This window comes from Staphylococcus sp. FSL H8-0121 (assembly GCF_038008425.1).
Classification (GTDB): domain Bacteria; phylum Bacillota; class Bacilli; order Staphylococcales; family Staphylococcaceae; genus Staphylococcus; species Staphylococcus pasteuri.
The window spans coordinates 324,582-346,329 of sequence record NZ_JBBOZB010000001.1 but is presented as its reverse complement, the minus strand read 5'-3'; the positions used below and the strand labels follow the sequence as shown (position 1 = coordinate 346,329).

Annotated in this window: 21 protein-coding genes and 1 riboswitch; of the genes, 6 read left to right on the top strand and 15 right to left on the bottom strand. The window is 31.2% G+C overall.

Annotated features, from left to right (window positions below; genetic code table 11):
• Window positions 1-46: 46 nt before the first annotated feature.
• From ebpS to LFT63_RS01795, 3 genes are all read right to left on the bottom strand, one after another.
• A complete protein-coding gene (gene ebpS / locus LFT63_RS01805) occupies window positions 47-1,798 on the bottom strand; it encodes an elastin-binding protein EbpS (RefSeq protein WP_225880640.1) in 1,752 nt (583 codons plus the stop codon).
• 147 nt (window positions 1,799-1,945) lie between these two features.
• Window positions 1,946-3,325: a RecQ family ATP-dependent DNA helicase gene (locus LFT63_RS01800; protein WP_340767813.1), complete on the bottom strand. Its 1,380-nt coding sequence runs from the start codon at window positions 3,323-3,325 to the stop codon at window positions 1,946-1,948.
• Window positions 3,306-4,274: a helix-turn-helix domain-containing protein gene (locus LFT63_RS01795; RefSeq protein WP_340767812.1), complete on the bottom strand. Its 969-nt coding sequence runs from the start codon at window positions 4,272-4,274 to the stop codon at window positions 3,306-3,308. The genes LFT63_RS01800 and LFT63_RS01795 overlap by 20 nt, the downstream gene beginning before the upstream one ends.
• Window positions 4,275-4,385: 111 nt before the next feature.
• Here LFT63_RS01795 and LFT63_RS01790 point away from each other — a divergent pair, with 111 nt between their 5' ends.
• The gene (locus LFT63_RS01790; protein ID WP_017637952.1) at window positions 4,386-4,634 is read left to right on the top strand and encodes a ferredoxin; all 249 of its coding nucleotides are present in this window, start codon (window positions 4,386-4,388) and stop codon (window positions 4,632-4,634) included.
• A 218-nt stretch (window positions 4,635-4,852) separates the two neighbouring features.
• Here the strand turns inward: LFT63_RS01790 and LFT63_RS01785 are convergent, their stop codons facing one another.
• From LFT63_RS01785 to LFT63_RS01760, 6 genes are all read right to left on the bottom strand, one after another.
• Complete coding sequence (locus LFT63_RS01785; RefSeq protein ID WP_029055317.1) at window positions 4,853-5,401, bottom strand: ECF transporter S component; 549 nt, start codon at window positions 5,399-5,401, stop codon at window positions 4,853-4,855.
• A gap of 61 nt (window positions 5,402-5,462) precedes the next feature.
• Window positions 5,463-5,613: riboswitch (FMN riboswitch) on the bottom strand.
• Between the two features lie 239 nt (window positions 5,614-5,852).
• Window positions 5,853-7,613 (bottom strand): ATP-binding protein, encoded by a 1,761-nt coding sequence (locus LFT63_RS01780; protein WP_340767811.1) that lies wholly within the window; start codon window positions 7,611-7,613, stop codon window positions 5,853-5,855.
• Window positions 7,597-8,322 carry a response regulator gene (locus LFT63_RS01775; protein ID WP_017637949.1) on the bottom strand — a complete coding sequence of 242 codons (726 nt, stop codon included), beginning with the start codon at window positions 8,320-8,322 and terminating at the stop codon, window positions 7,597-7,599. Before LFT63_RS01775 ends, LFT63_RS01780 begins: the two co-directional genes overlap by 17 nt.
• A 124-nt stretch (window positions 8,323-8,446) precedes the next feature.
• Window positions 8,447-9,187 carry a pseudouridine synthase gene (locus LFT63_RS01770; RefSeq protein WP_017637948.1) on the bottom strand — a complete coding sequence of 247 codons (741 nt, stop codon included), beginning with the start codon at window positions 9,185-9,187 and terminating at the stop codon, window positions 8,447-8,449.
• Window positions 9,180-9,722, bottom strand: coding sequence for an SMC-Scp complex subunit ScpB (gene scpB, locus LFT63_RS01765; protein WP_029055314.1), 543 nt, complete (start codon window positions 9,720-9,722; stop codon window positions 9,180-9,182). The genes LFT63_RS01770 and scpB overlap by 8 nt, the downstream gene beginning before the upstream one ends.
• On the bottom strand, window positions 9,715-10,446 hold the full coding sequence (locus LFT63_RS01760; protein ID WP_017637946.1) for a segregation and condensation protein A: 732 nt from the start codon (window positions 10,444-10,446) through the stop codon (window positions 9,715-9,717). The genes scpB and LFT63_RS01760 overlap by 8 nt, the downstream gene beginning before the upstream one ends.
• A gap of 92 nt (window positions 10,447-10,538) precedes the next feature.
• On the opposite strand from LFT63_RS01760, the gene LFT63_RS01755 reads away from it, so the two are divergent.
• Complete coding sequence (locus LFT63_RS01755) at window positions 10,539-11,075, top strand: DUF309 domain-containing protein (RefSeq protein ID WP_029055313.1); 537 nt, start codon at window positions 10,539-10,541, stop codon at window positions 11,073-11,075.
• 47 nt (window positions 11,076-11,122) lie between these two features.
• Here the strand turns inward: LFT63_RS01755 and xerD are convergent, their stop codons facing one another.
• From xerD to LFT63_RS01740, 3 genes are all read right to left on the bottom strand, one after another.
• A complete protein-coding gene (gene xerD, locus LFT63_RS01750; RefSeq protein WP_026083518.1) occupies window positions 11,123-12,010 on the bottom strand; it encodes a site-specific tyrosine recombinase XerD in 888 nt (295 codons plus the stop codon).
• Between the two features lie 137 nt (window positions 12,011-12,147).
• Window positions 12,148-12,606, bottom strand: coding sequence for a ferric iron uptake transcriptional regulator (gene fur, locus LFT63_RS01745; RefSeq protein WP_017637943.1), 459 nt, complete (start codon window positions 12,604-12,606; stop codon window positions 12,148-12,150).
• 104 nt (window positions 12,607-12,710) lie between these two features.
• The gene (locus LFT63_RS01740) at window positions 12,711-13,253 is read right to left on the bottom strand and encodes an NUDIX hydrolase (RefSeq protein ID WP_340767810.1); all 543 of its coding nucleotides are present in this window, start codon (window positions 13,251-13,253) and stop codon (window positions 12,711-12,713) included.
• 82 nt (window positions 13,254-13,335) lie between these two features.
• On the opposite strand from LFT63_RS01740, the gene LFT63_RS01735 reads away from it, so the two are divergent.
• Window positions 13,336-14,244 carry an aldo/keto reductase gene (locus LFT63_RS01735; protein ID WP_017637941.1) on the top strand — a complete coding sequence of 303 codons (909 nt, stop codon included), beginning with the start codon at window positions 13,336-13,338 and terminating at the stop codon, window positions 14,242-14,244.
• A gap of 84 nt (window positions 14,245-14,328) precedes the next feature.
• On the opposite strand, the gene LFT63_RS01730 is transcribed toward LFT63_RS01735, so the two are convergent.
• Window positions 14,329-15,090 carry an SDR family NAD(P)-dependent oxidoreductase gene (locus tag LFT63_RS01730; RefSeq protein ID WP_070453822.1) on the bottom strand — a complete coding sequence of 254 codons (762 nt, stop codon included), beginning with the start codon at window positions 15,088-15,090 and terminating at the stop codon, window positions 14,329-14,331.
• A gap of 105 nt (window positions 15,091-15,195) precedes the next feature.
• Here LFT63_RS01730 and proC point away from each other — a divergent pair, with 105 nt between their 5' ends.
• Window positions 15,196-16,008 carry a pyrroline-5-carboxylate reductase gene (gene proC / locus LFT63_RS01725; protein WP_029055310.1) on the top strand — a complete coding sequence of 271 codons (813 nt, stop codon included), beginning with the start codon at window positions 15,196-15,198 and terminating at the stop codon, window positions 16,006-16,008.
• 50 nt (window positions 16,009-16,058) lie between these two features.
• Here proC and rnz read toward each other — a convergent pair whose 3' ends face one another.
• Window positions 16,059-16,979, bottom strand: a complete 921-nt coding sequence (gene rnz / locus LFT63_RS01720; RefSeq protein WP_029055309.1) for a ribonuclease Z — start codon at window positions 16,977-16,979, stop codon at window positions 16,059-16,061.
• Window positions 16,980-17,277: 298 nt separating this feature from the next.
• Between rnz and zwf the strand changes: the two genes are divergently transcribed.
• Together zwf and LFT63_RS01710 are read left to right on the top strand one after the other, a co-directional pair.
• Window positions 17,278-18,762: a glucose-6-phosphate dehydrogenase gene (gene zwf, locus LFT63_RS01715; protein ID WP_017637937.1), complete on the top strand. Its 1,485-nt coding sequence runs from the start codon at window positions 17,278-17,280 to the stop codon at window positions 18,760-18,762.
• A gap of 231 nt (window positions 18,763-18,993) precedes the next feature.
• Window positions 18,994-19,863: an AraC family transcriptional regulator gene (locus LFT63_RS01710; RefSeq protein ID WP_029055308.1), complete on the top strand. Its 870-nt coding sequence runs from the start codon at window positions 18,994-18,996 to the stop codon at window positions 19,861-19,863.
• 73 nt (window positions 19,864-19,936) lie between these two features.
• On the opposite strand, the gene LFT63_RS01705 is transcribed toward LFT63_RS01710, so the two are convergent.
• A complete protein-coding gene (locus LFT63_RS01705; protein WP_029055307.1) occupies window positions 19,937-21,583 on the bottom strand; it encodes a glycoside hydrolase family 13 protein in 1,647 nt (548 codons plus the stop codon).
• Between the last annotated feature and the right edge of the window lie 165 nt (window positions 21,584-21,748).

Below are 21,748 nucleotides of genomic sequence, written 5' to 3'. Positions count from 1 at the left end.
AATGATTTAACATTACTCACAGTCTATAAATGGTTATAAATAAAACCTATGGTATTACTAATGTTTGACCATCATGGATATCATTACCACTTATACCATTTGCTTGTCTAATTTTTTGAACATTGGCTGGTGAACCACTGCCATAATATTGAATTGCAATTCTGTATAAGTTTTCTTTACCATTAACAGTATGTGTTTGTTTACCTTGTTGGCTATTACTGCTTTGACTATTATTTGATTGTTGACCGTTTTGTTGAGAATTTTGACTTTGGCCATTTTGGTTATTGCTGCTATTTTGACTATTTGTAGCTTGAGAATTAGCACTATTACTATCATCATTTGAGCTATTACTACTTGAGCCATTGTCGTCTGAATCTGAATCAGATGCTGAATTACTATTTGAAGAATCATTTGATGTTGCTTTATCTTTATCAGAATCACTTGATTTATCTTTGTCTTTAGAGCTATCTTTATCTTTTTTGCTATCTTTGTCTTTGCTTGTATCATTATTTTTCATGCCGTCTTTGCTGTCTTCATTAGCTACTTTATTATCATTATTTCCACTATTGTTGTGGTTATTTAAAGCCATACCAGCAAAAATAGCTATAGCACCTAAAATTAATACAGCAGCGATAATTGGTAAGATGATCTTCATGAAGCCGCCCTTTTTCTTACCATGATTATTATCATCATGGTCATGATCATCATTATGATTGTTATCATGGTCATGATCTTTTGCTTCATTTTTATCATGATGATGTTTAGCTAACCCAGCGGCACCTGCAGCCCCAGCAGCACCTGCTCCTACTGCAGCCGCTTTTTTACCTTTGCCTGATTTTTCGTTATCTTTTTTAGGTTCGTTGTTATCATCTTTATGATCGTGTTTGTCATCATGCTTATCATCGTGTTTTGAATCATGTTTGTCAGCATGCTTATCATTTTTATCGTGATGATGTTTAGCTAATCCGGCTGCACCTGCAGCTCCAGCAACTCCTGCGCCTGTAGCGGCAGCTTTTTTACCTTTGTTATCTTTCTTATCTTGACGGTCAGCATCTTCATGACGAGTATCTTCATCTTTGTGACCACGTTGATCATTGTCATGATCTTTTAAGTTATCGTCATGTTGTTTATCATTTGTTGTATCATGGCTATCACTATTTAGATGCTTATCATCGTGTTTTGAATCGTGTTTGTCAGTATGCTTATCATTTTTATCGTGATGATGTTTAGCTAGTCCGGCAGCACCTGCAGCGCCAGCAACCCCAGCGCCTGTTGCAGCTGCTTTTTTACCTTTATTATCTTTTTTATCTTGATGGTCAACATCTTCATGACGAGTGTCTTCATCTTTATGACTACGTTTTAATGTTTCGTCTTGTCGAGAGTCTTTGTCAGATTCGTGGTTTGAAGTATTGTCATGTGTTGTTTCTTGTCTGTGATCATTATTTACTGTTTGATGCTCTTGTGATTTGCTTGAAACATCCTTAGATGAAGCATCATAGTTTTTGTTGTCTCCGTTATGTAATGATGTATCATCGAATCTATCATCTAATGAGCCATCTTGGTTAGAACTAGTTTGTGATTCAGATTGACGATTATTATTTGTAGCGACATCTCTACGACGTTTACGTCTCTGCGCATTTCTTGGTGGGAATTGTTGATTCGCTTTTTCTTCTACTTTGTCTGTTGGTTTGTCTTCATGATGTTCGTTTGAAGATGTCTGTTCTTTATGATCTTCTGAGTCTATAGATTGACGATTCTTTTCAAAATCATCTTTGAAGTTATTATTAGACACATTCATCATCCTCTCTATTTTAATTTTGTTTTGATACATAAACTATACCCACAAAAAAAATGATTATGTATGTTAATCAAGAATTTTTAAAGGTATTAAAGAATTGTTCATAGATTAATTATAGCTTGAATATTTCGTTAAGCAAAATGAAATCTATAGCTCTAATAAATTTTGAAGCTTTTCTTTATAATTTAGCTTACGTTTTACCTTTTTACGGTTAATGACTTTAATTTCAGATAGTTCTGTATCATTATCACAACATTGATTTGGGATTTCTGGTTGTTCATTAAAAAATTCTAATAAATATTTACGACGACATTGATCTAATTGTTTATAACCTAACATTCTACTATATCCTAATTTCTTTCGTTTATAAGATTGATCAAAAATATAATGAAGTTTAGCAATAGTATATTGATTGTACAATATGGACAAAATAGTTTCTTTCTCCGGAGGTATAAATTGACCTAGTTCAAATTGATTAATATCTTCGGGCGTAATTCTATCTGCAAATAAAATAGTTTCTAATATATATGCATCGTCAGGTTGATATAGACTTATAGCTTGGCTTTGACGACCATCTCGACCCGCTCGTCCAATTTCTTGTAGATAATTAGATGGACTTGAAGATAAATGGAAATGTATCACTGTTCTTATGTCTTTTTTATTTATACCCATGCCAAATGCGCTTGTTGCGACAATAACGGGTATATCATTATTTAAAAATTGTTGTTGAACAGTATGTCTCTCTTGATAACTTAAATCTCCATGATAAATACCAGTTAAAAAACCAGAATCATATATTAGATTAGCTAAAGTTAAGCACATTTTTTTAGATGACACATATATGATTGTGGGTCCGGTAGACGTAAGTTGTGGTAAAAGCCAATTTATTTTTTCTTCGTCAGATGCAAAATTCATATGTCTTAAAGAGATGTTTAGACGATTCATACTTGTTTTAACTGTATGAAGATTAACATGTAATATTTCTTTTAAATCATTTTCTAAATGTGGTGGTGCTGTGGCTGTTAAAGCTACAATTGTTGATGATTTAAAATGAGAAGTGATTTTTCCAATTAGAGCATAATGTGGTCTGAAATCATAGCCCCATTCTGATAAACAATGGGCTTCATCGAGAACGATTAAACCAAAATCAATATTTGCAATCAGTTTGAAGTTTTGAGGTTGTAAAATAAATTCCGGACTAAGGTATATAAATTTACTTTGATTAATCTTTTTAAAATTTTGTCGTTTTTCATTTTCATCCATACCTGAGTGTATACAACTAACGGCATGTTCTCCATTTAATTTCATTTGCATAACTTGATCATCCATTAATGAAATTAGAGGTGAAATAACAAGTATAGGTTTTTCTAAAATATATGTAGGTAGTTGATAACATAAGCTTTTACCGCTGCCTGTTGGCAATATGCCAAGTGTATGTTGTTGATTTAAAACACTAGTTATTATTTCTTCTTGTCCGGGTTTAAATGAATCAAATCCAAACCATTGTTTAAGCTTCTCTTGTAGCAACTATGTCACCTCTTTCTATACCAACAATCATCAATTTAATTTGAAAGTACGATAGTTTAGAGAATTGTTGTTTATATTCTCGAAGTTTCAATCCTATATTTGAGCTATAGTAATTTATAAAAATGTCTTTTTCGGATAAATCAATAAATGTTTCATAATCGTGCATATATCCTTTTATAAATAATTCTAATAAGTGGTCTTCTATAGTGTTAATTTTAACGTTTTGAATAGTTGCAATTTCTTGGGGTGATTGACCTTGTTGTATTTGTCTGTATGTCATTTTTGTTTTGTTTAGTAATGTAGGTAAAATAATTGTCTGATGTAGTGTGGGATAATCGTTATTATTTTCTAGTTCATACATCAGGTCTACTAATTGATTCATTTCCAATTCAAATAATTCTTCTTGGCTTATGGATTCTATTAAACTTACTTGTTGTCTAGTATACATAGGCTCTTCATAGCCTTGTAAATAATAATGCAAATAAATATGGTAATTTTTACTTGCTAATTTATTAAATAGTTGATGAATTTCGTTATAAACTTGTGTTTCTAGCTGCTGTTCTCTGATTAGTTTGTATATATCTTTAACACGTTGTTGTATGTATGTTTGTTGAGCAACAGGGACAAATTTATATGCGTGATGTTGACTTTGGGAAACTGTTTGAATCAGTAACTGTATACAATTAAATGTCTTAATAAGACTGTCATAAGTAAATCTAGGATGCATTTTAATTTCGTATAAAGCATCATAATTATCTAGTTCATTTAAATATCGCTCAAAAGACGGATATTTTAATCGGGGTAAACTATGATATAATGACAAAAGTTGTTGACTACAAGCGTCGAAAAATGTTTGATGAGATTTCTTTCCCATCAAAATATTATATATACTTTTATTTGTTTTGTAGTTGAATGCATGTTGATAAGCATGTTTGATAATTTGATACAAAATGAACCCTCACTCTATAAAACGAATATATTGAAAATTAGACTATCGATGTCTACAATGGTAGTATTGTAATTACTAGTGTAGCATTTTTTTCAAAGGAGGCGAATGAAATTGGCTAAATATACAATCGTTGATATGGATACTTGTATTGCATGTGGTGCATGTGGTGCAGCAGCTCCAGATATCTATGATTATGATGACGAAGGTATAGCATACGTAATCCTTGATGATAACCAAGGTACTGCAGAAGTGCCTGAAGAGTTATATGAAGATATGGAAGATGCACTAGAAGGTTGTCCTACTGACTCTATTAAAATTGAAGAAGAGCCGTTCGATGGTGACGCGCTTAAATTTGAATAATAAATATTTAAATCTCCCTATCACATTTTGTGAAGGGAGATTTTTTAGATCGTCGACAAAGTTATTGACTTTGCAGGCAGCTTTATATGTACATATTTTTCCAAGGTACAGTTTCAGCCTATAATTCTATACAGATAAATCTGTAAGAATTTATTTAGTCTTCAACTAGTACTGTTCCTTTGGGAGTCAGCACATTAATACTGCCCTATATTTTTATATTATAAATGTATATTATTTTTAACTCTGTTATATATGAAGAAGAATATCAGTGAGATAACAATTCCTTTAATAATATTGAAAGGAATAACACCAGATACGATAATTACTTTTAGGTTATGGACAATGTCTGTTAAGTTAAATATCATACCGTAAAGTGGTAGTAAAACGAAATAATTTAAGATACTTAACACGATTGTCATAACAATTGTACCGACAATAAGTCCCATTGTTAAAGATTGATTACTACGTTTATTTTTATAAATATAGTAAGCAGTTAATAGGAAACTTGTAATTGCAAGGAAGTTGGCAACTGGCCCAACTGGATCTCCCATGTTAAAGAAAAAGTTAAGTAAGTTCTTAATAAAAGCTACAATTATACCAGCTACTGGCCCTAATAAAAATGTAGCTAGCAATGTAGGTACATCACTAAAATCTAAAGTTAAGTATGGTGGTAAAAATGGCAATGGAAATTTAATGAAAGTTAATACAAATGCCACTGCACTTAACATACTTATTGTAATTAAACGTCTGTTTTGGTTTTGTTGCATATTAAATTTTCTCCTTTCATTCATCTTGCTAGAAAAGGAGGAAATTTGCACAACAAAAAACCTCCATCTTCTCCCATCCAGACTATACTGTCGGCTTCAGAATCTCACTGAATCAAGCAAGAAAAACGCTTATATTTATACATAGTGTTCTTCTTGCGTCGCAGGCTTTATTTACTGCCGGTTGGGAATTACACCCGACCCCGAAGATGAATTGAATATTATTTTTTTATTTAAATATATCATACATGATAACTCTGTAATGCACAATGCGTTTGCTTGTTAGAGTGTTGATATCATTCCTAATAGTGACACTAAATAAATTGATATGGATTTCTAATAGTTTGTATTAGTAATTTAAGTTTGAAATCCAAGTTATACATTTTTAATATCGCACTCAAAAAAGCACTAAGATGATTTCATGTTAATCACCTTAGTGCTTTTAGCTTGTTAATTATATTTTGGACTGATCAATTTTAGGTAATTTAATAATAAATGTAGTACCTTCTCCTAGTTGGCTTTCTACTTCTATAGAACCACCATGCTCCTCAATGATCATTTTACATATAAATAGTCCTAATCCAGTACCTTGTTTACCTCTTTTTCTTGAGGCGTCTACTTTATAAAAGCGGTCAAATACTTGTTGTAAATGTTCTGGAGCTATACCAGTACCTGTATCTTGAATGCGTAAAATATCTTGAGTGTCATTTTCATCTGTAGTAACTGATATAGTGTCGCCAGGTTGAGTATATCTTGACGCATTATCTATCAAGTTAGTTAACACTTGATCCATTCTATCCATATCATAGCTCCATAAATTATCATTGTTCACATCGAAATACATGTTTAATTCTAAATCAGTAGCTTGTTGGCGGTATTTCATATTCATCTTATTTAATAAATCTGAAATAGGTTGTATTTCTTTTTCTACTGATAAGCCTTCTGCATCCATACGTGCAACATTTAATAATTCGTTTACTAATCGATTTAATCGTTTAGATTCATCTAGAACAATAGCTAAGGATTCATGAATCTCGTCAGGTTCTGTCACTATACCATCTACAATAGATTCAGTATATCCTTGTAATAGCGCTATTGGAGTACGTAATTCGTGAGATACATTAGCTATGAAATCTTTTTTCATTTGATCTAAATTATGTTCATTTGTCATATCACGAATAATCGCTACAATACCGCTTCTTCCATCATTTTGGATTCTATCAATATAGCTCATAATAACGACGTAGTATCTTGTATTAGCTTCCAATTCTTGGAATTGTGTTTCTTTTGTATTAAAGGTTTGTTCAATTTGTTGTTCTATTGATTCAACAGCACATTCATCTAAGTTATGGAAGACTTGGTCTGCCATTTTATTAGATATAATGATTTCCTTTTGCTCATTAATACCTATTACACCTTCAACCATTGAATTAATTAAACTATCACGTATATTCTTAGATGTTGATAATGCTTCAACATGCTCTTGAATTTCAAAACTCATGTTATTAAATGCACGAGACAATTCACCAATTTCGTCTTTTGTAGTAACAGATGTAATTTGTGAATAATCACCTTGCGATACTTTTTGAGCTTGATTTCTAAGTTGACGTAAAGGTTTTGTGATTCGTGATGATAAGAAAAATGCAAAAACAGTACTCACCGCTAAGAATATAATTGCTGTTATTAATATAATGATAGTAATCGCATTATTTGTATCCTCAATGGATTTTAAATCTTTAAAAATGAATACACCACTATAGTTTGAATCACTACCATCTTGAGCTTTCATTGGATAACCAACAAGTATATAAGGATGAGATTTACCCTTTTCATTAACAGTGACATTACGTGTTAATGGTTCACCATGTTCAAATACATTATTAAATTCTTTATTACTTTTAATTTCTTTAAGCATGGATTGCTTTGATGATGACGTTGTTTGTTGATAGGCAGTGTTATTATTTTTCATAATAATTAAACCACCTGGATTATCTATTAGCGTTTGACTATTTTTAATGGCTATATTTTGATTTTGAGAGCTTTCTACTAAATGACTAATTCGTTTGGCGTCTTCTTTAATTGAGTCTTCAGCTTCTTGAGTATAATAATATTGAATAAACGTAATGAGCGCGGCACTTAATAAAATTAAAACTGTCGTTACTATAAAGATTATAGTTAACCACAGTTTTATTACTACACTATTTAGCCGGTTCATCGTTAGCATTTACCTCAAATTTGTAGCCGACTCCCCAAACCGTTTGTATCATATGAGCTGCGTCACTTGATACTTTGTTAAGTTTTTCTCTCAATCTTTTAACATGCGTATCTACTGTACGCAAATCGCCATAGAATTCATAGTGCCAAACTTCTTTTAATAATTGTTCTCTTTCAAAAACTTTGTTAGGTGTTTTTGCTAAATAAATTAAAAGTTCGTATTCTTTTGGCGTTAAATTTACCTGTTCATTATCAGCTAATACTCTATGTGCATCGTTATCTATAATTAAATGATTAAATTCAATTACATCTCTTGCATGAGGTTCACTTTTCTCAGGTGTTGTTGATTGTGTTCTTCTTAATAACGCTTTGACTCTTAATACCACTTCTCTTGGTGAGAATGGTTTTACAATATAGTCGTCGGCACCTGACTCAAATCCTTCAACACGATTTGTTTCTTCACCTTTAGCAGTAAGCATTATGATAGGAGTATCTTTATGCTCACGTAATTGAGTGGCTACTTCGATACCGTCCAATTCCGGTAACATTAAATCTAGAAGAATGCACGCATAATCATTTTCCATTGCAAGTTGTAAAGCTTCTTTACCATTACTTGCTTCATGTGTTTCAAAAGATTCTCTTTCTAAATAAAGCTTTAGTAATCTTCTGATTCTGTCTTCGTCGTCAACGATAAGTATTTCATTCGTCATAATACTAATTTACCTCCCACACATGCTGTTCATTTCATTTGTTATTATAGCATATGAAATAATATTTAAGTTAGTATTTAAAATAACTTTGTGAAAAAAATCTCAAACATTAATCTCTACTATCTTATACATTACCATTTTCAGCTAAATGTCTAATAGTTTTAACTTCATGTGGTGTAAGTACTCGCCCTTCACCAGCATTTAACCCTTTTAAATCTAACGGTCCAAACTGGATACGAGTTAATTTACTAACTTGATGGCCGAAATGTTCAAACATACGACGTACTTGTCTATTTCTACCTTCACTTATTGTTATTTCCACTAATGTAGTATTCTTGTCTTTATCTTGATTTTTAACTTTAACTTGAGCTGGTTGTGTAAACCCATCTTCAAGTTCAATACCTTTTTCTAAAGCTTTCACTTCTTCACGCATCAAATAACCTTTAAGTTTAGCTACATATTTCTTTTTAATATGGTATCTAGGGTGTGTCATTAAATTAGTAAATTCACCATCATTAGTTAACAATAATACACCAGATGTATCGTAATCTAATCTACCAACTGGGTATATACGTGTTTCGATATCTTTAAAGTAATCAGTAACAACTTTACGACCACGATCGTCAGATACACTCGTAATAACTTGAGCTGGTTTATTAAATAAAATATAAAGTTTATCTTCTTGTTCTAATTTAATCCCTTCAACTTCTACAGTGTCAGAACTTGAAACTTTAGTTCCTAATTCAGTAACAACTTGACCATTTACTTTAACTTTGCCGTCTGTAATTAGTGTTTCTGCTTTACGGCGTGACGTATAACCACTACTTGCAATTCTTTTTTGTAATCTTTCTAATTCTTTACTCATTTGTATCTCCTTTTTGATTTACCAAGTTACTAAAGAATGCGTCCATTTCTTCGTCATCTTCTTGAGTGGTTGGTAAATCTTCTAATTTTTCTATACCAAATACATTTAAAAATAGATCTGTTGTAATTAATTGTTGACTACGTGAATTTTGGACTTCTTTTGCTTCAACTAGACCTCTTGCAATAAGTGTTTTAACAGCGCCATCAGAATTGATACCTCTAATCATTTCAATATCGCTTCTAGTTAGTGGTTGATTATAAGCAATGATAGATAAAGTTTCCATCGCTGCTTGAGATAATTTCATTTTAGACTTCTGCTCTATGAGTGCTTCGATGTAATTTGCCGCTTCTTTCTTAGTAGTAAGAACACAAGTTGTTCCAAATTGTTGAATGATGAGACCATTTGACTCATAAGTATCGATTAACTTTTTTAATTCATCTTCATTTACTTCTAATATTTCGAGCAACTGTTTAACTTCTAGTCCTTCATCACCAGAGGTATATAACAAAGCTTCTAATATGCCGTGCTTATTCAACGCTGTAATTCACTCCTCTTAAAATGTTAATATCATCAAAATTATGGTGTTGTTCAATATTAATTATACCTGATTTAGACATTTCTAAAATTGCTAAAAAGTGTGTGACCACTTGTTCGATTGGTTCTGTAAATGTAAATAGACTAAAGAAATTAAATGATGCATTGTTCTTTAATCTATCAGTTACTTGATGTGTAGCTTGTTGAATTGTAAATGTTTCTTTTCTGATTTCTACTGAATGAGGTTTATTAATTTCAACACGATTTTTAACACGTTGATAAGCGACTATTAATTCGGTTAAGTCAATTGTATTAGATGGATCCCATGATTCATCTGTTTCCAAATGTGATAAATCAGTTGGATGTTTTGTATAATAATAATCACGTTCTGCTTTCATGTCATTTAGAATTTCAGTGTATTCTTTATAATTTTGGTATTCAATTAACCTACCTACTAAATCTTCACGAGGGTCTTCATCTAAGTCTAAATTTTCTTCTGATTGTGGTAATAATAATTTACTTTTTATCATTAATAATTCAGAAGCCATAACCAAGTATTCGCTAGCAACGTTAATTTCTAATTGATTCATAGCGTGAACATACTGCATGTATTGTTCTGTTAAAGATTTCATAGGTATATCATAAATATCTATTTCAAATTTTTGAATTAAATGTAATAACAAATCTAGAGGACCATTAAATGCGTCCAGTTTTACTTCATACATAGTATCTACCTCATGTTGCAACTTATGTGCATATTTCACTAAAATATTATAGCATGAATTTATATAACTTTTAAAATTAAGGTGAAAATCAGATGGAACAAGCATTAATTCAGTTTTATTATCAGTTTCATAAAAATCAACATTATTTTTTATGCCATGATATTTTGGAAGAAGCGTGGAAAGAAAATAATGATTACAGTAAACAAGATGCTGTTGTGAGTTTAATCTTATGTGCGACAGCATGCTATCACTATAGAAGACGTAATTTCAAAGGCGCAATAAAATCTTTTAATAAAGCAAAGCAAGTGATTACTTATGATTCACGAAAAGATCAAATGACACTTCATTTAGACATTGCCATGTATATTCAATTGCTTGAAATGCAAATAGATAGAGTTGAACAACAATTACCATTTATACCTATCCAGTTACCAATAAATATTCAAATGTTAAATCAATTAGAATTAACATTTCCAGATTATTACTTTATGTCCACACCTGTAAAAAATGAAAACATTGTTCATCATCATTTGTTGAGAGACCGTAGTGAAGTAGAATTAGCTAGACAAGCGGCATTAGAAGAAAGACATTATAAAATAAAAGATATTAATAATAAGAAAGACCAGTAATATAGGTGTATTTACCCTATTATTACTGGCCTTTTATAATATAATAACTATGCTCTAGGATGATATTGATTATATATTTTTCTGACTTGAGATTTTGAAACATGTGTATATAACTGAGTTGTTGAAATATCTGAATGTCCGAGCATCTCTTGTACTGCACGTAAATCAGCACCATTTTCAAGTAAATGAGTAGCAAATGAATGTCTTAATGTATGTGGTGTTAGTGTTTTGTTGATATTAGCTTTAAGACCATTTTGTTTAATCATTTTCCAAATACCTTGTCTTGATAATGGTTTCCCATGCATATTTAAAAATAAAACATTCGTTACAGTTTGTTTTAATAATTGAGGTCTAACTGTTTCGATATAAGTCGTTAAATAATCTATAACTGTATCACCTAAAGGAACAATACGCTCTTTATCACCTTTACCAAATACTCTTACAAAGCCCATCATTAAATTAACGTCTTCAATTTCAATTTGTATCACTTCAGATACCCGCATACCAGTTGCATAAAGTAGTTCTAACATTGTGCGATCACGGTAGCCATTATTTTTATTTAAATCTGGTGCATTTAATAATTGAATAACTTCGTCGACTTCCAATACGTCTGGTAATTTTTTCTCATATTTGGGCGTTTCGATTAATACTGTAGGATCTTTTGCAGCATATTTTTCGCGTAATGCAAATTGGTGAAAACTTCGTATTGTTGAGATGAAACGTGCAATAGATTTTGAAGATTGACCTTGATCAATTAAATAACCTAAGCATTCTTGAATTATTTGTCGGTCTACAAAGTCAATATTCGCTATTTTTTGTAGTTCTAAAAACTCTTTGTATTTATTTAAATCTCTTCGATAAGCACCAATTGTATTTACGCTTAATCCTTTTTCAATTTGTATAAATTTTAAATACTCTTCTATGATTGTATCTATCATAAAGCACCTCTTTTGAAGCGGTGGCTTCTTAATTAAATTACTTCACCATTAGAGATATAAAGACTTTCTCAGTTAATAATACAATATGATTGTATTATTGGCTGTGTAATTAACTATAGTGAGAATAATCTTTATTATTTCTGTTCGGATTGCTTTTTAGCTTGGCAATCTGAACATACACCGTGGAAAGTTAAGCGGTGATCTAAAATTTTGAAGTTAAATTCTTTTTCAACACGATTTTCAACTTCTGGTAATAGGTCTTCTTCAATTTCTTCTACTTTACCGCATTCCATACAAACTAAATGGTGATGGAAATGTTTAGCCCCCTCTTTACGTAAATCAAAACGAGCAACCCCATCACCAAAATTGATTTTATCTAAAACTTTTAATTCTGCTAATAATTCTAAGGTACGGTATACAGTTGCTAAACCTATTTCTGGAGATTTATCTTTAACTTTTAAATATACATCTTCGGCACTTAAATGGTCTTTCTCATTTTCTATTAGAACTCTTACAGTAGCCTCACGTTGTGGAGTTAATTTATATGAAGACTGTTGTAATTGTTGCTTCACGCGATTTAATCGTTCTTCCACGGAAGCCTCACTCCTCTACTAAGAATTATAATCATTTTAATCTAAAGTATGATTCACAATATAAATTACCAGTATTCTCAATAAAACGCAAGGATATTCCTTTATTATTTAGAATGATTATAATTTAATAATAGATGCTGAAGTGCGATAATTGTTTTCGCATCTTCAATTTCAGCGTTTTGCAAGGCTTTTCTCACTTCTTCAATTGAGAATTTATGAACTTCAACGAATTCATCGTTATCTAGATTCATTTCGCCTACTTCTAAATTATCAGCAAAATAAATCGTTAATTTCTCATTTGAAAAGCCAGGAGAACCATACATATCAGTAACATACTGTAAATCTTTAGCAATGTATCCTGTTTCTTCTTCAAGTTCTCTTTTTGCTGCTTCTTCACGTTCTTCATCTTTTTCCAATTTACCCGCAGGTATTTCAAGTAGTGGTTTTTCTACTGGTTTTCTAAATTGTTTTACAAGTAATACTTCATTTTCAGGAGTAACTGCACATATTGCAACTGCGCCGTTATGATAAATCAATTCACGTTTAGATGTTTGTCCATCGGGTAATTCAACATCGTGGATTTCTAAATCTATAATTTTACCATTATAAATCACAGTTCTATCTATCGTTTTTTCGTTAAATTCCATTTATAATCACGGTCCTTTTAAATGTTTTAATAAATTGATAAACTTAATGCGTTAGTTAAAGTGTATCGAAAGGAGAAACTACATGCAAAAGAATATTTTGAAAAGTGGTTTAGAAATTTCTGAGTTAGGTTTAGGTTGTATGAGTTTAGGTACTGATTTTAAAAATGCCCAACCTATTATTGAAAGTGCAATCGAAAACGGTATTACTTATTTTGATACTGCAGATATGTATGATCAAGGTATAAATGAGGAAATCGTTGGCAAAGCATTGAAACAATATCAAAATCGAGATGATATTGTCATCGGTACAAAAGTTGGAAATCGACTCACTGAGGATGGTAATATCACTTGGGACCCATCTAAAAAGCATATTAAAGAAGGCGTAAAAGGTTCATTACAACGTCTTGGATTAGATCATTTAGATTTATATCAATTACATGGTGGTACTATAGACGATCCATTAGATGAGACAATCAGTGCATTTGATGAATTAAAACAAGAAGGTGTCATTCGAGCATATGGTATATCTTCTATTCGCCCTAACGTTATAGACTACTACTTAAAACATAGTCAAATTGAAACATTGATGTCTCAATTTAATCTAATCGATAATCGTCCCGAAAGTCTATTAGATGATGTTCACGAAAAGCAAGTTAAAGTATTAGCTAGAGGTCCTGTATTTAAAGGATTACTAACATCTAATAGTAATAATGCATTGGATAAAAAGTTTGCTGATGGTATTTTCGATTATACAAATGATGAGTTAGGAGAAACAATTGCATCTATTAAAGAAATTGAAAGTAACCTTACTGCCCTTTCATTTAATTACTTAACTTCTCATGATGCATTAGGTTCAATCATTGTTGGTGCAAGTAGTGTTGAACAATTAGAAGAAAATGTTAAGAACTACTATAAAGATGTTAGCTTAGATCAAATTAAAGCTGCAAGAGAACGTGTGAAAGACTTACAGTATACACAACATTTAAAATAAATTAATTATAGTTTGAGCCATTAATTGATGTCATATAACATTGATTAATGGCTCTTTTTCTTTTATGAATTATATTCTATTTACTTAGTGATTCGTTTTATTCTTAAACAATGAAGAAAAATGTTTCTCTAAAAATCTTGGAGCTAATTGATATAGTTTTAACATATTGTGCATCCATGATGGTTGGTTAATTTCTTCTTTCTCTAAAATGATACCTTCTACTATTCTAGAAGCTAGTTGTTTCGAATTAATCATGATTGAGCGATATTGATTAAAATAAGATAATGACGGATCAGCTTTTTGATGAAAAGGTGTATCGATTGGACCTGGGTTAACAGTCATCACATGAAGATGTGGTTCTTCTAATCGTAAAGCATTAAGAATTTGGTTAAAAGCAGCTTTAGATGCACCGTAATGTGCTGCATGCGCTTGTGTGACAAAAGCAGCTTGGCTTGAAATACCTATAATATGTGCGTGTTCTACTAGATGAGGTTTTAGTATTTTAAAAAGTAAATTGAAGCTGATGATATTTATATTATACGTTTCTATGATTTCATCGGTTGTATGATCCGATAAAGATTTAAAGTATCCTAAACCAGAACTATACACTAGTCCATGAATTGGAGATTTCATTTTATTTGATAAAGCCCTAATATCATTTTGATTTTGTAAATCACATTTTAAAACATTAACCAAATAGGATTGAGAACCAAAATTGATTTGCTGAAATTTTTCAATATTACGTGCAAGAATTGTTACTTTAGCACCTCTTTTAATAAGTTGATGTACAATTTCTAATCCCAGTCCACTTGTTCCTCCTGTAACTATGTAATGTTGTCCTATCATGTTTAATCCCTCCTTCGTATATACCGTTTACAATTTATGTTACTATATATTTATATTCTTAAAGTATCATTATTTTATAATTAAAATGAAGGTGATGTGAAGTATATGAAACTTGTATTTTATGGTGCTGGTAATATGGCACAAGCGATTTTTACAGGTATAATAAACTCTAGTAATTTAGATCCTAATGACATTTATTTAACTAATAAGTCTAACGAGAAAGCTTTAAAAGATTTTGCTGACAAATTAGGTGTCAATTATAGTTATGATGATGAAGCATTACTTAAAGATGCAGATTACGTATTTTTAGGCACTAAACCTCATGATTTTGAAGCTTTAGCTGAGAGAATTAAAGATTCAATTACAGAAAATAACCGTTTTATTTCTATTATGGCTGGATTATCAATAGATTATATTAGAGAACAATTGAATACTAATAATCCTTTAGCACGTATTATGCCTAATACTAATGCCCAAGTAGGTCATTCTGTAACAGGTATAAGTTACTCTAACAATTTTGGTCCTAAATCTAAAGATGAAGTTAATGAATTAGTTAACGCATTTGGTTCAGTTATTGAAGTTTCAGAAAACCATTTACATCAGGTAACAGCTATAACTGGAAGCGGACCTGCATTTTTATATCATGTATTTGAACAATATGTTAAAGCAGGTACTGAATTAGGTTTGGAAAAAGATCAAGTTGAAGAGTCTATACGTAATTTAATTATAGGTACGAGTAAGATGATTGAACGTTCAGATTTAAGTATGGAACAATTAAGAAAGAATATTACTTCTAAAGGTGGTACAACACAAGCTGGTTTAGATGCCTTATCTCAATATGACTTAGTAGCTATTTTTGAGGATTGTTTAAGTGCAGCTGTTAATCGCAGTGTTGAATTATCTAAAACTGAAGATTAATTTATTATATACTAAAACGCCGCAGAATTTGTCTCTGTGGCGTTTTAAATTTAAATTTTGAATGAGTCAAAATCATTAACGAATGTAAAGTTAGGTGTGTCTGTGGTATTTTTCAACTCATTATAAACTTCATCAATATATTCTTTTGTATATCTATTGCTCATATGTGTTATCAAACTTTGTTTAACATTTGCTTGGCGCATCAGTTCAAAGACATCATCTATATGACTATGATGATAGCTATTTGCGAGCGTCTTTTCCCCTTCAATATATGTTGCCTCATGTACCATAACATCAGCATCTTTCGCTATGATATGTTCGTTTTGACATGGCTTGGTATCTCCAAAAATAGCAACGATTGGTCCAGATTTAGCATTTCCTTTAAACTGATCAGATTGGTATATCTTCCCATTAAATTCAAAAGTATCATTCATTTTAACTTCTTGATATTTAGGGCCAGGCTCAAGACCTATTGATTTAAGTGATTCTACGTCTATTGTTCCAGGTGTTGTAGGTGTTTCTAATCGATAACCGTATGACGTTATCCCATGATTCAAAATTTCAGCATGTACTGTAAAACCGTCATGATGATAATCTAAACGTTCATCGATTTCTATGTATGTAATTGGATAATTGAGATGTGATTCTGACAACGATAATGTTGTTTCTACATACTGTTGTATTCCTTTAGGTCCAATTAATGTAAGAGGTTTATTTTCTCCACCTTGAAAGGACCTACTCGTTAGTAATCCTGGAAGCCCAAAAATGTGATCTCCATGCATATGAGTAATAAAAATATGATCAACTTTACCTAATTTTATTGAATGATGAAGAATTTGATGTTGGGTACCTTCTCCTACATCAAACAACCAAATTGAATTGGAATAGGGTTCTAGATTTAAAGCAATTGCTTGCGTATTTCTCTCTTTAGTTGGTAGTCCGGCACTAGTACCGAAAAATGTGACTTCCATGCTCACACCTCCCTCTCTTCGATTCATTCTATCATATATAATGACAATTTTTATAATAAGAAATAAAATATAATTATCAATATTCCATTTGAGTACAACGTATTAGTTTTAATTTCATATCATAGTTTTACACATGTTTGTGAGTCGTATAATTTGGTAAATATGTATGATATCGATTATCATTTATTTAAATGATAAATTGCTTATGAACTTTAATAAAGCATATTATATGACCATAAGTTTTCTTTATCATATAATATAATAATCATATATCTTTTATAGAATTGAGGTTTTACTCTTGAGTACAAAACAAAAACACATACCTTGTTTAATTACAATTTTCGGAGCAACTGGTGATTTAAGTCATAGAAAGTTATTCCCTTCCATTTTCCATCTTTTCCAACAAGACAACTTAGATGAACATATAGCTATTATAGGGATTGGACGTCGTGATATTAGTAACGATACATTCCGTGAACAAGTTAAAGCGTCAATCCAAAATCACGTTAAAGAAACACAACGAATTGATGAATTCATGGAACATGTGTTTTATCATAAACATGATGTGAGTGATGAAGAAAGTTATCAATCATTACTAGAGTTTAGTAATCAATTAGATACTCAATTCAGTTTAAAAGGTAATCGTCTGTTTTATCTTGCTATGGCGCCACAGTTTTTCGGAGTCATTTCAGATTATTTAAAATCATCTGGATTAACTAATACTAGTGGTTTCAAACGTTTAGTTATTGAAAAACCATTTGGTAGTGATTTAAAATCAGCAGAATCACTAAACAATCAAATTCGTCGTTCATTTAAAGAAGAAGAAATTTATCGTATAGACCATTACTTAGGTAAAGATATGGTTCAAAATATTGAGGTATTACGCTTTGCTAATGCAATGTTTGAGCCCCTTTGGAATAATAAATATATTTCTAATATTCAAGTAACATCTTCAGAAATTTTAGGTGTAGAAGATCGTGGCGGCTATTATGAATCTAGTGGCGCTTTAAAAGATATGGTTCAAAACCATATGTTACAAATGGTTGCTTTATTAGCTATGGAAGCCCCTATTAGTTTGAATAGTGAGGATATACGAGCTGAAAAAGTTAAAGTATTAAAATCATTGCGTCAATTACGTCCACAAGATGTTAGAAAGAATTTCGTTCGTGGTCAATATGGCGAAGGAGTAATTGATGGTAAACAAGTTAAAGCTTATCGCGATGAAGATCGTGTTGCAGAAGACTCTATTACACCTACATTTGTATCTGGTAAATTAACTATCGACAACTTTAGATGGGCAGGTGTACCGTTTTATATTAGAACTGGTAAACGTATGAAATCTAAAACGATTCAAGTCGTTGTAGAATTTAAAGAAGTTCCAATGAACTTATATTATCAAACTGACAAATTATTAGATTCAAACTTATTAGTTATTAATATTCAACCAAATGAAGGTGTATCACTACATTTAAATGCTAAGAAAAACATTCAAGGCATTGATACAGAACCTGTACAACTTTCTTATGCTATGGGTGCACAAGATAAAATGAATACAGTTGATGCATATGAAAATTTACTTTTCGATTGTCTTAAAGGCGATCCAACTAACTTTACTCATTGGGAAGAACTTAAATCAACTTGGAAATTTGTTGATGCTATTCAAGAACAATGGTCAATGGTGGAACCAGAATTTCCTAACTATGAATCTGGTACGAACGGTCCATTAGAAAGTGACTTACTACTAAGTAGAGATGGTAATCATTGGTGGGACGATATTCAATAAAAAGGTTAAATTGAAAATGTGACTAAATAAATCAAATAGTGAATGATTATAGTATAACTGTGATGTTTGATATCTTATCTCCTATCAAGTGAGTTGAGTTCATCAACATTTCAGTTTCTGTAGTCGTTCACTTTTTTATTAATTTGATTTATTGATAGGCTTTCAGGTGTATATTTAGTCAAAATAATGTAGAATAAAAGTTAATGATTGAAAATAATTGGAGTGAATATATTGGACGTTATCAAGCAAATACAACAGGCAATTGTTTATATCGAAGACCGTCTACTTGAGCCGTTTAATTTGCAAGAATTAAGTGATTACGTTGGTCTCTCCCCCTTTCACCTTGAACAATCTTTTAAAATGATTGTAGGGTTATCACCAGAGGCGTATGCACGGGCAAGAAAACTCACATTAGCTGCTATAGATGTTAAACATAGTGCGAGTCGCTTGGTAGATGTTGCTAAAAAGTATAGATATGAAAATTCAAATGATTTTGCAAATGACTTTAGTGATTTTCATGGCGTTTCACCAATTCAAGCATCAACTAAAAAAGATGAACTCAAAATGCAAGAACGAATTTATATAAAATTGACAACTACAGAAAGAGCACCTTATCCATATAGACATGAAAAGACTGATGATATTTCGTTAGTTGGATATGCACGTTATATTGACGCTAAGGATTTATCAAATCCTTTTAATGTTCCTGATTTTTTAGAAGATTTGTTGTTAGATGGTCAATTAAAAGAGTTACAGCGTTATAATGATGTAAGTCCATTTGAATTATTCGTCATAAGTTGCCCTCTTGATTCTGGTTTAGAAATTTTTGTAGGTGTACCAAGTGAACGATACCCTGCTCATTTAGAAAGTAGATTCCTACCTGGTAGGCATTATGCTAAGTTTAATTTACAAGGTGAAATTGATTATACGGTGAATGAAGCTTGGTATTATATTGAAACAAGTTTGCAATTAACTTTACCTTATCAAAGAGATAGTTTATATGTGGAGGTATACCCATTAGATATATCATTTGATGATCCTTTTACAAAAATACAACTGTGGTTACCTGTAGAACAAGAAAATTATGATTATGATAATTGAAAATGTATAAAAAAGCATGCCCTTAATAATGACTATATGTCAGTATTAAAGGCATGTTTTTCATTAAATATAATTAAATTTTAAGCACAAAAGCTTCATAAGGTTGAATCTTATCAAAATTAATATCAGTATCATAATTGTGAAGTAATATATCGAATGCTTTGATGTCGTCATCTAAATTAAGTTTACTTTCTTTATCAGTTAAGTTACCAACAATTAATACTTTTTCGTTATCAAGCGTTCTAGTATAAGCAAATATATTTGGATTATCAGCATCAATTAAATCAAATTGACCGTATGTGTAAATATCAGCTGATTTTTTTAATTGAATTAATGATTTATAAAAATTTAGAACAGAATTTTCATCTTCTAATTGGTCAGCAACGTTGATTTCTTTATAATTTGGATTGACTGGGAACCATGGTTCTACATTGGTAAATCCGGCATAATTATTGCTATTCCATTGCATAGGCGTACGTGAATTATCTCTGTTTTCCATTTTATACTTATCTAATAATTGATTAACATCTCCACCATTTTCTTTAACGATTTGGTATTCGTTTTTAACTGCAACATCATTAAAGGTTTCTATACTTTCGAATGGATAATTTGTCATACCAATTTCTTGACCTTGATAAATAAACGGCGTGCCTTGTTGAAGGAAATAGACAACAGCATGGCTAGTGGCAGATTCGTACCAATATTGACTATCATTACCCCATGTGGACACACGACGAGGTTGGTCATGGTTTTCAATAAAGAGCGCGTTCCAACCTTTACCTTCTAGTTGCTTTTGCCAACGATTTAATACATTTTTATAAGCAGTAACATCAAATTGTGAATCTCCTGTACTCCATAAACCTAGATGTTCAAATTGGAAAATCATATTAAATTTACCATTAGTTTCGCCAACCCATTCATCGGCATTATCTGGTGTTACACCATTTGCTTCTCCAACAGTCATAATATCGTATTGAGATAATGATTCATCTTTCATTTCTTGTAACCAATCTTGAATACCAGGTTGGTTCATATCTACATCAAATGCCGGCGCATATGTTTTACCTTCTGGTACTGGTAAATCACCTGCTTCAAAAGTTTTCTTAATATGCGTAATAGCATCAACTCTAAAGCCGTCGATACCTTTTTCAAACCACCAATTCATCATATCGAATACAGCTTGTCTTACTTCTTTATTATTCCAATTTAAATCTGGTTGTTTTTTACTAAATAGATGGAAATAGTATTGCCCAGTATGCTCATCATATTCCCAAGTTGACCCGTTAAAAATGCTTTCCCAGTTATTTGGTTCGGAGCCATCTTCTTTCGGGTCCTCCCAAATGTACCAATCACGTTTAGGATTGTCCTTACTTGATTTAGATTCGATAAACCATGGATGCTCATCAGAAGTATGATTAACAACTAAATCAAGTATTAATTTCATACCTCTTTGATGAACTCCTTCCAATAAACGATTAAAATCATCCATTGTACCAAATTCATCCATTATATCTTGATAGTTACTAATATCGTACCCATTATCATCATTAGGAGATTTATACATTGGGCTTAACCAAATGACATCAATGCCTAGGTCTTTTAAGTAATCTAATTTCTCAATAACACCTGGTAAATCCCCGATACCATCATTATTACTATCTTTGAAACTTCTTGGATATACTTGATATGCTACTGCTTCTTTCCACCAATTTTTTGTCATTTGAAAACACACCTCTATTAATATTTTGTAATGAAACCGGTTTCTTTAGTAATTATTTTATCTTTAAAATGAAACGTCGTCAAAATATTTATTTTATATAGTAAATCAGTTACTTATATCTTTGGGAGTAATAAAAAGATTATAAAAAACGCCTTACATATGTAT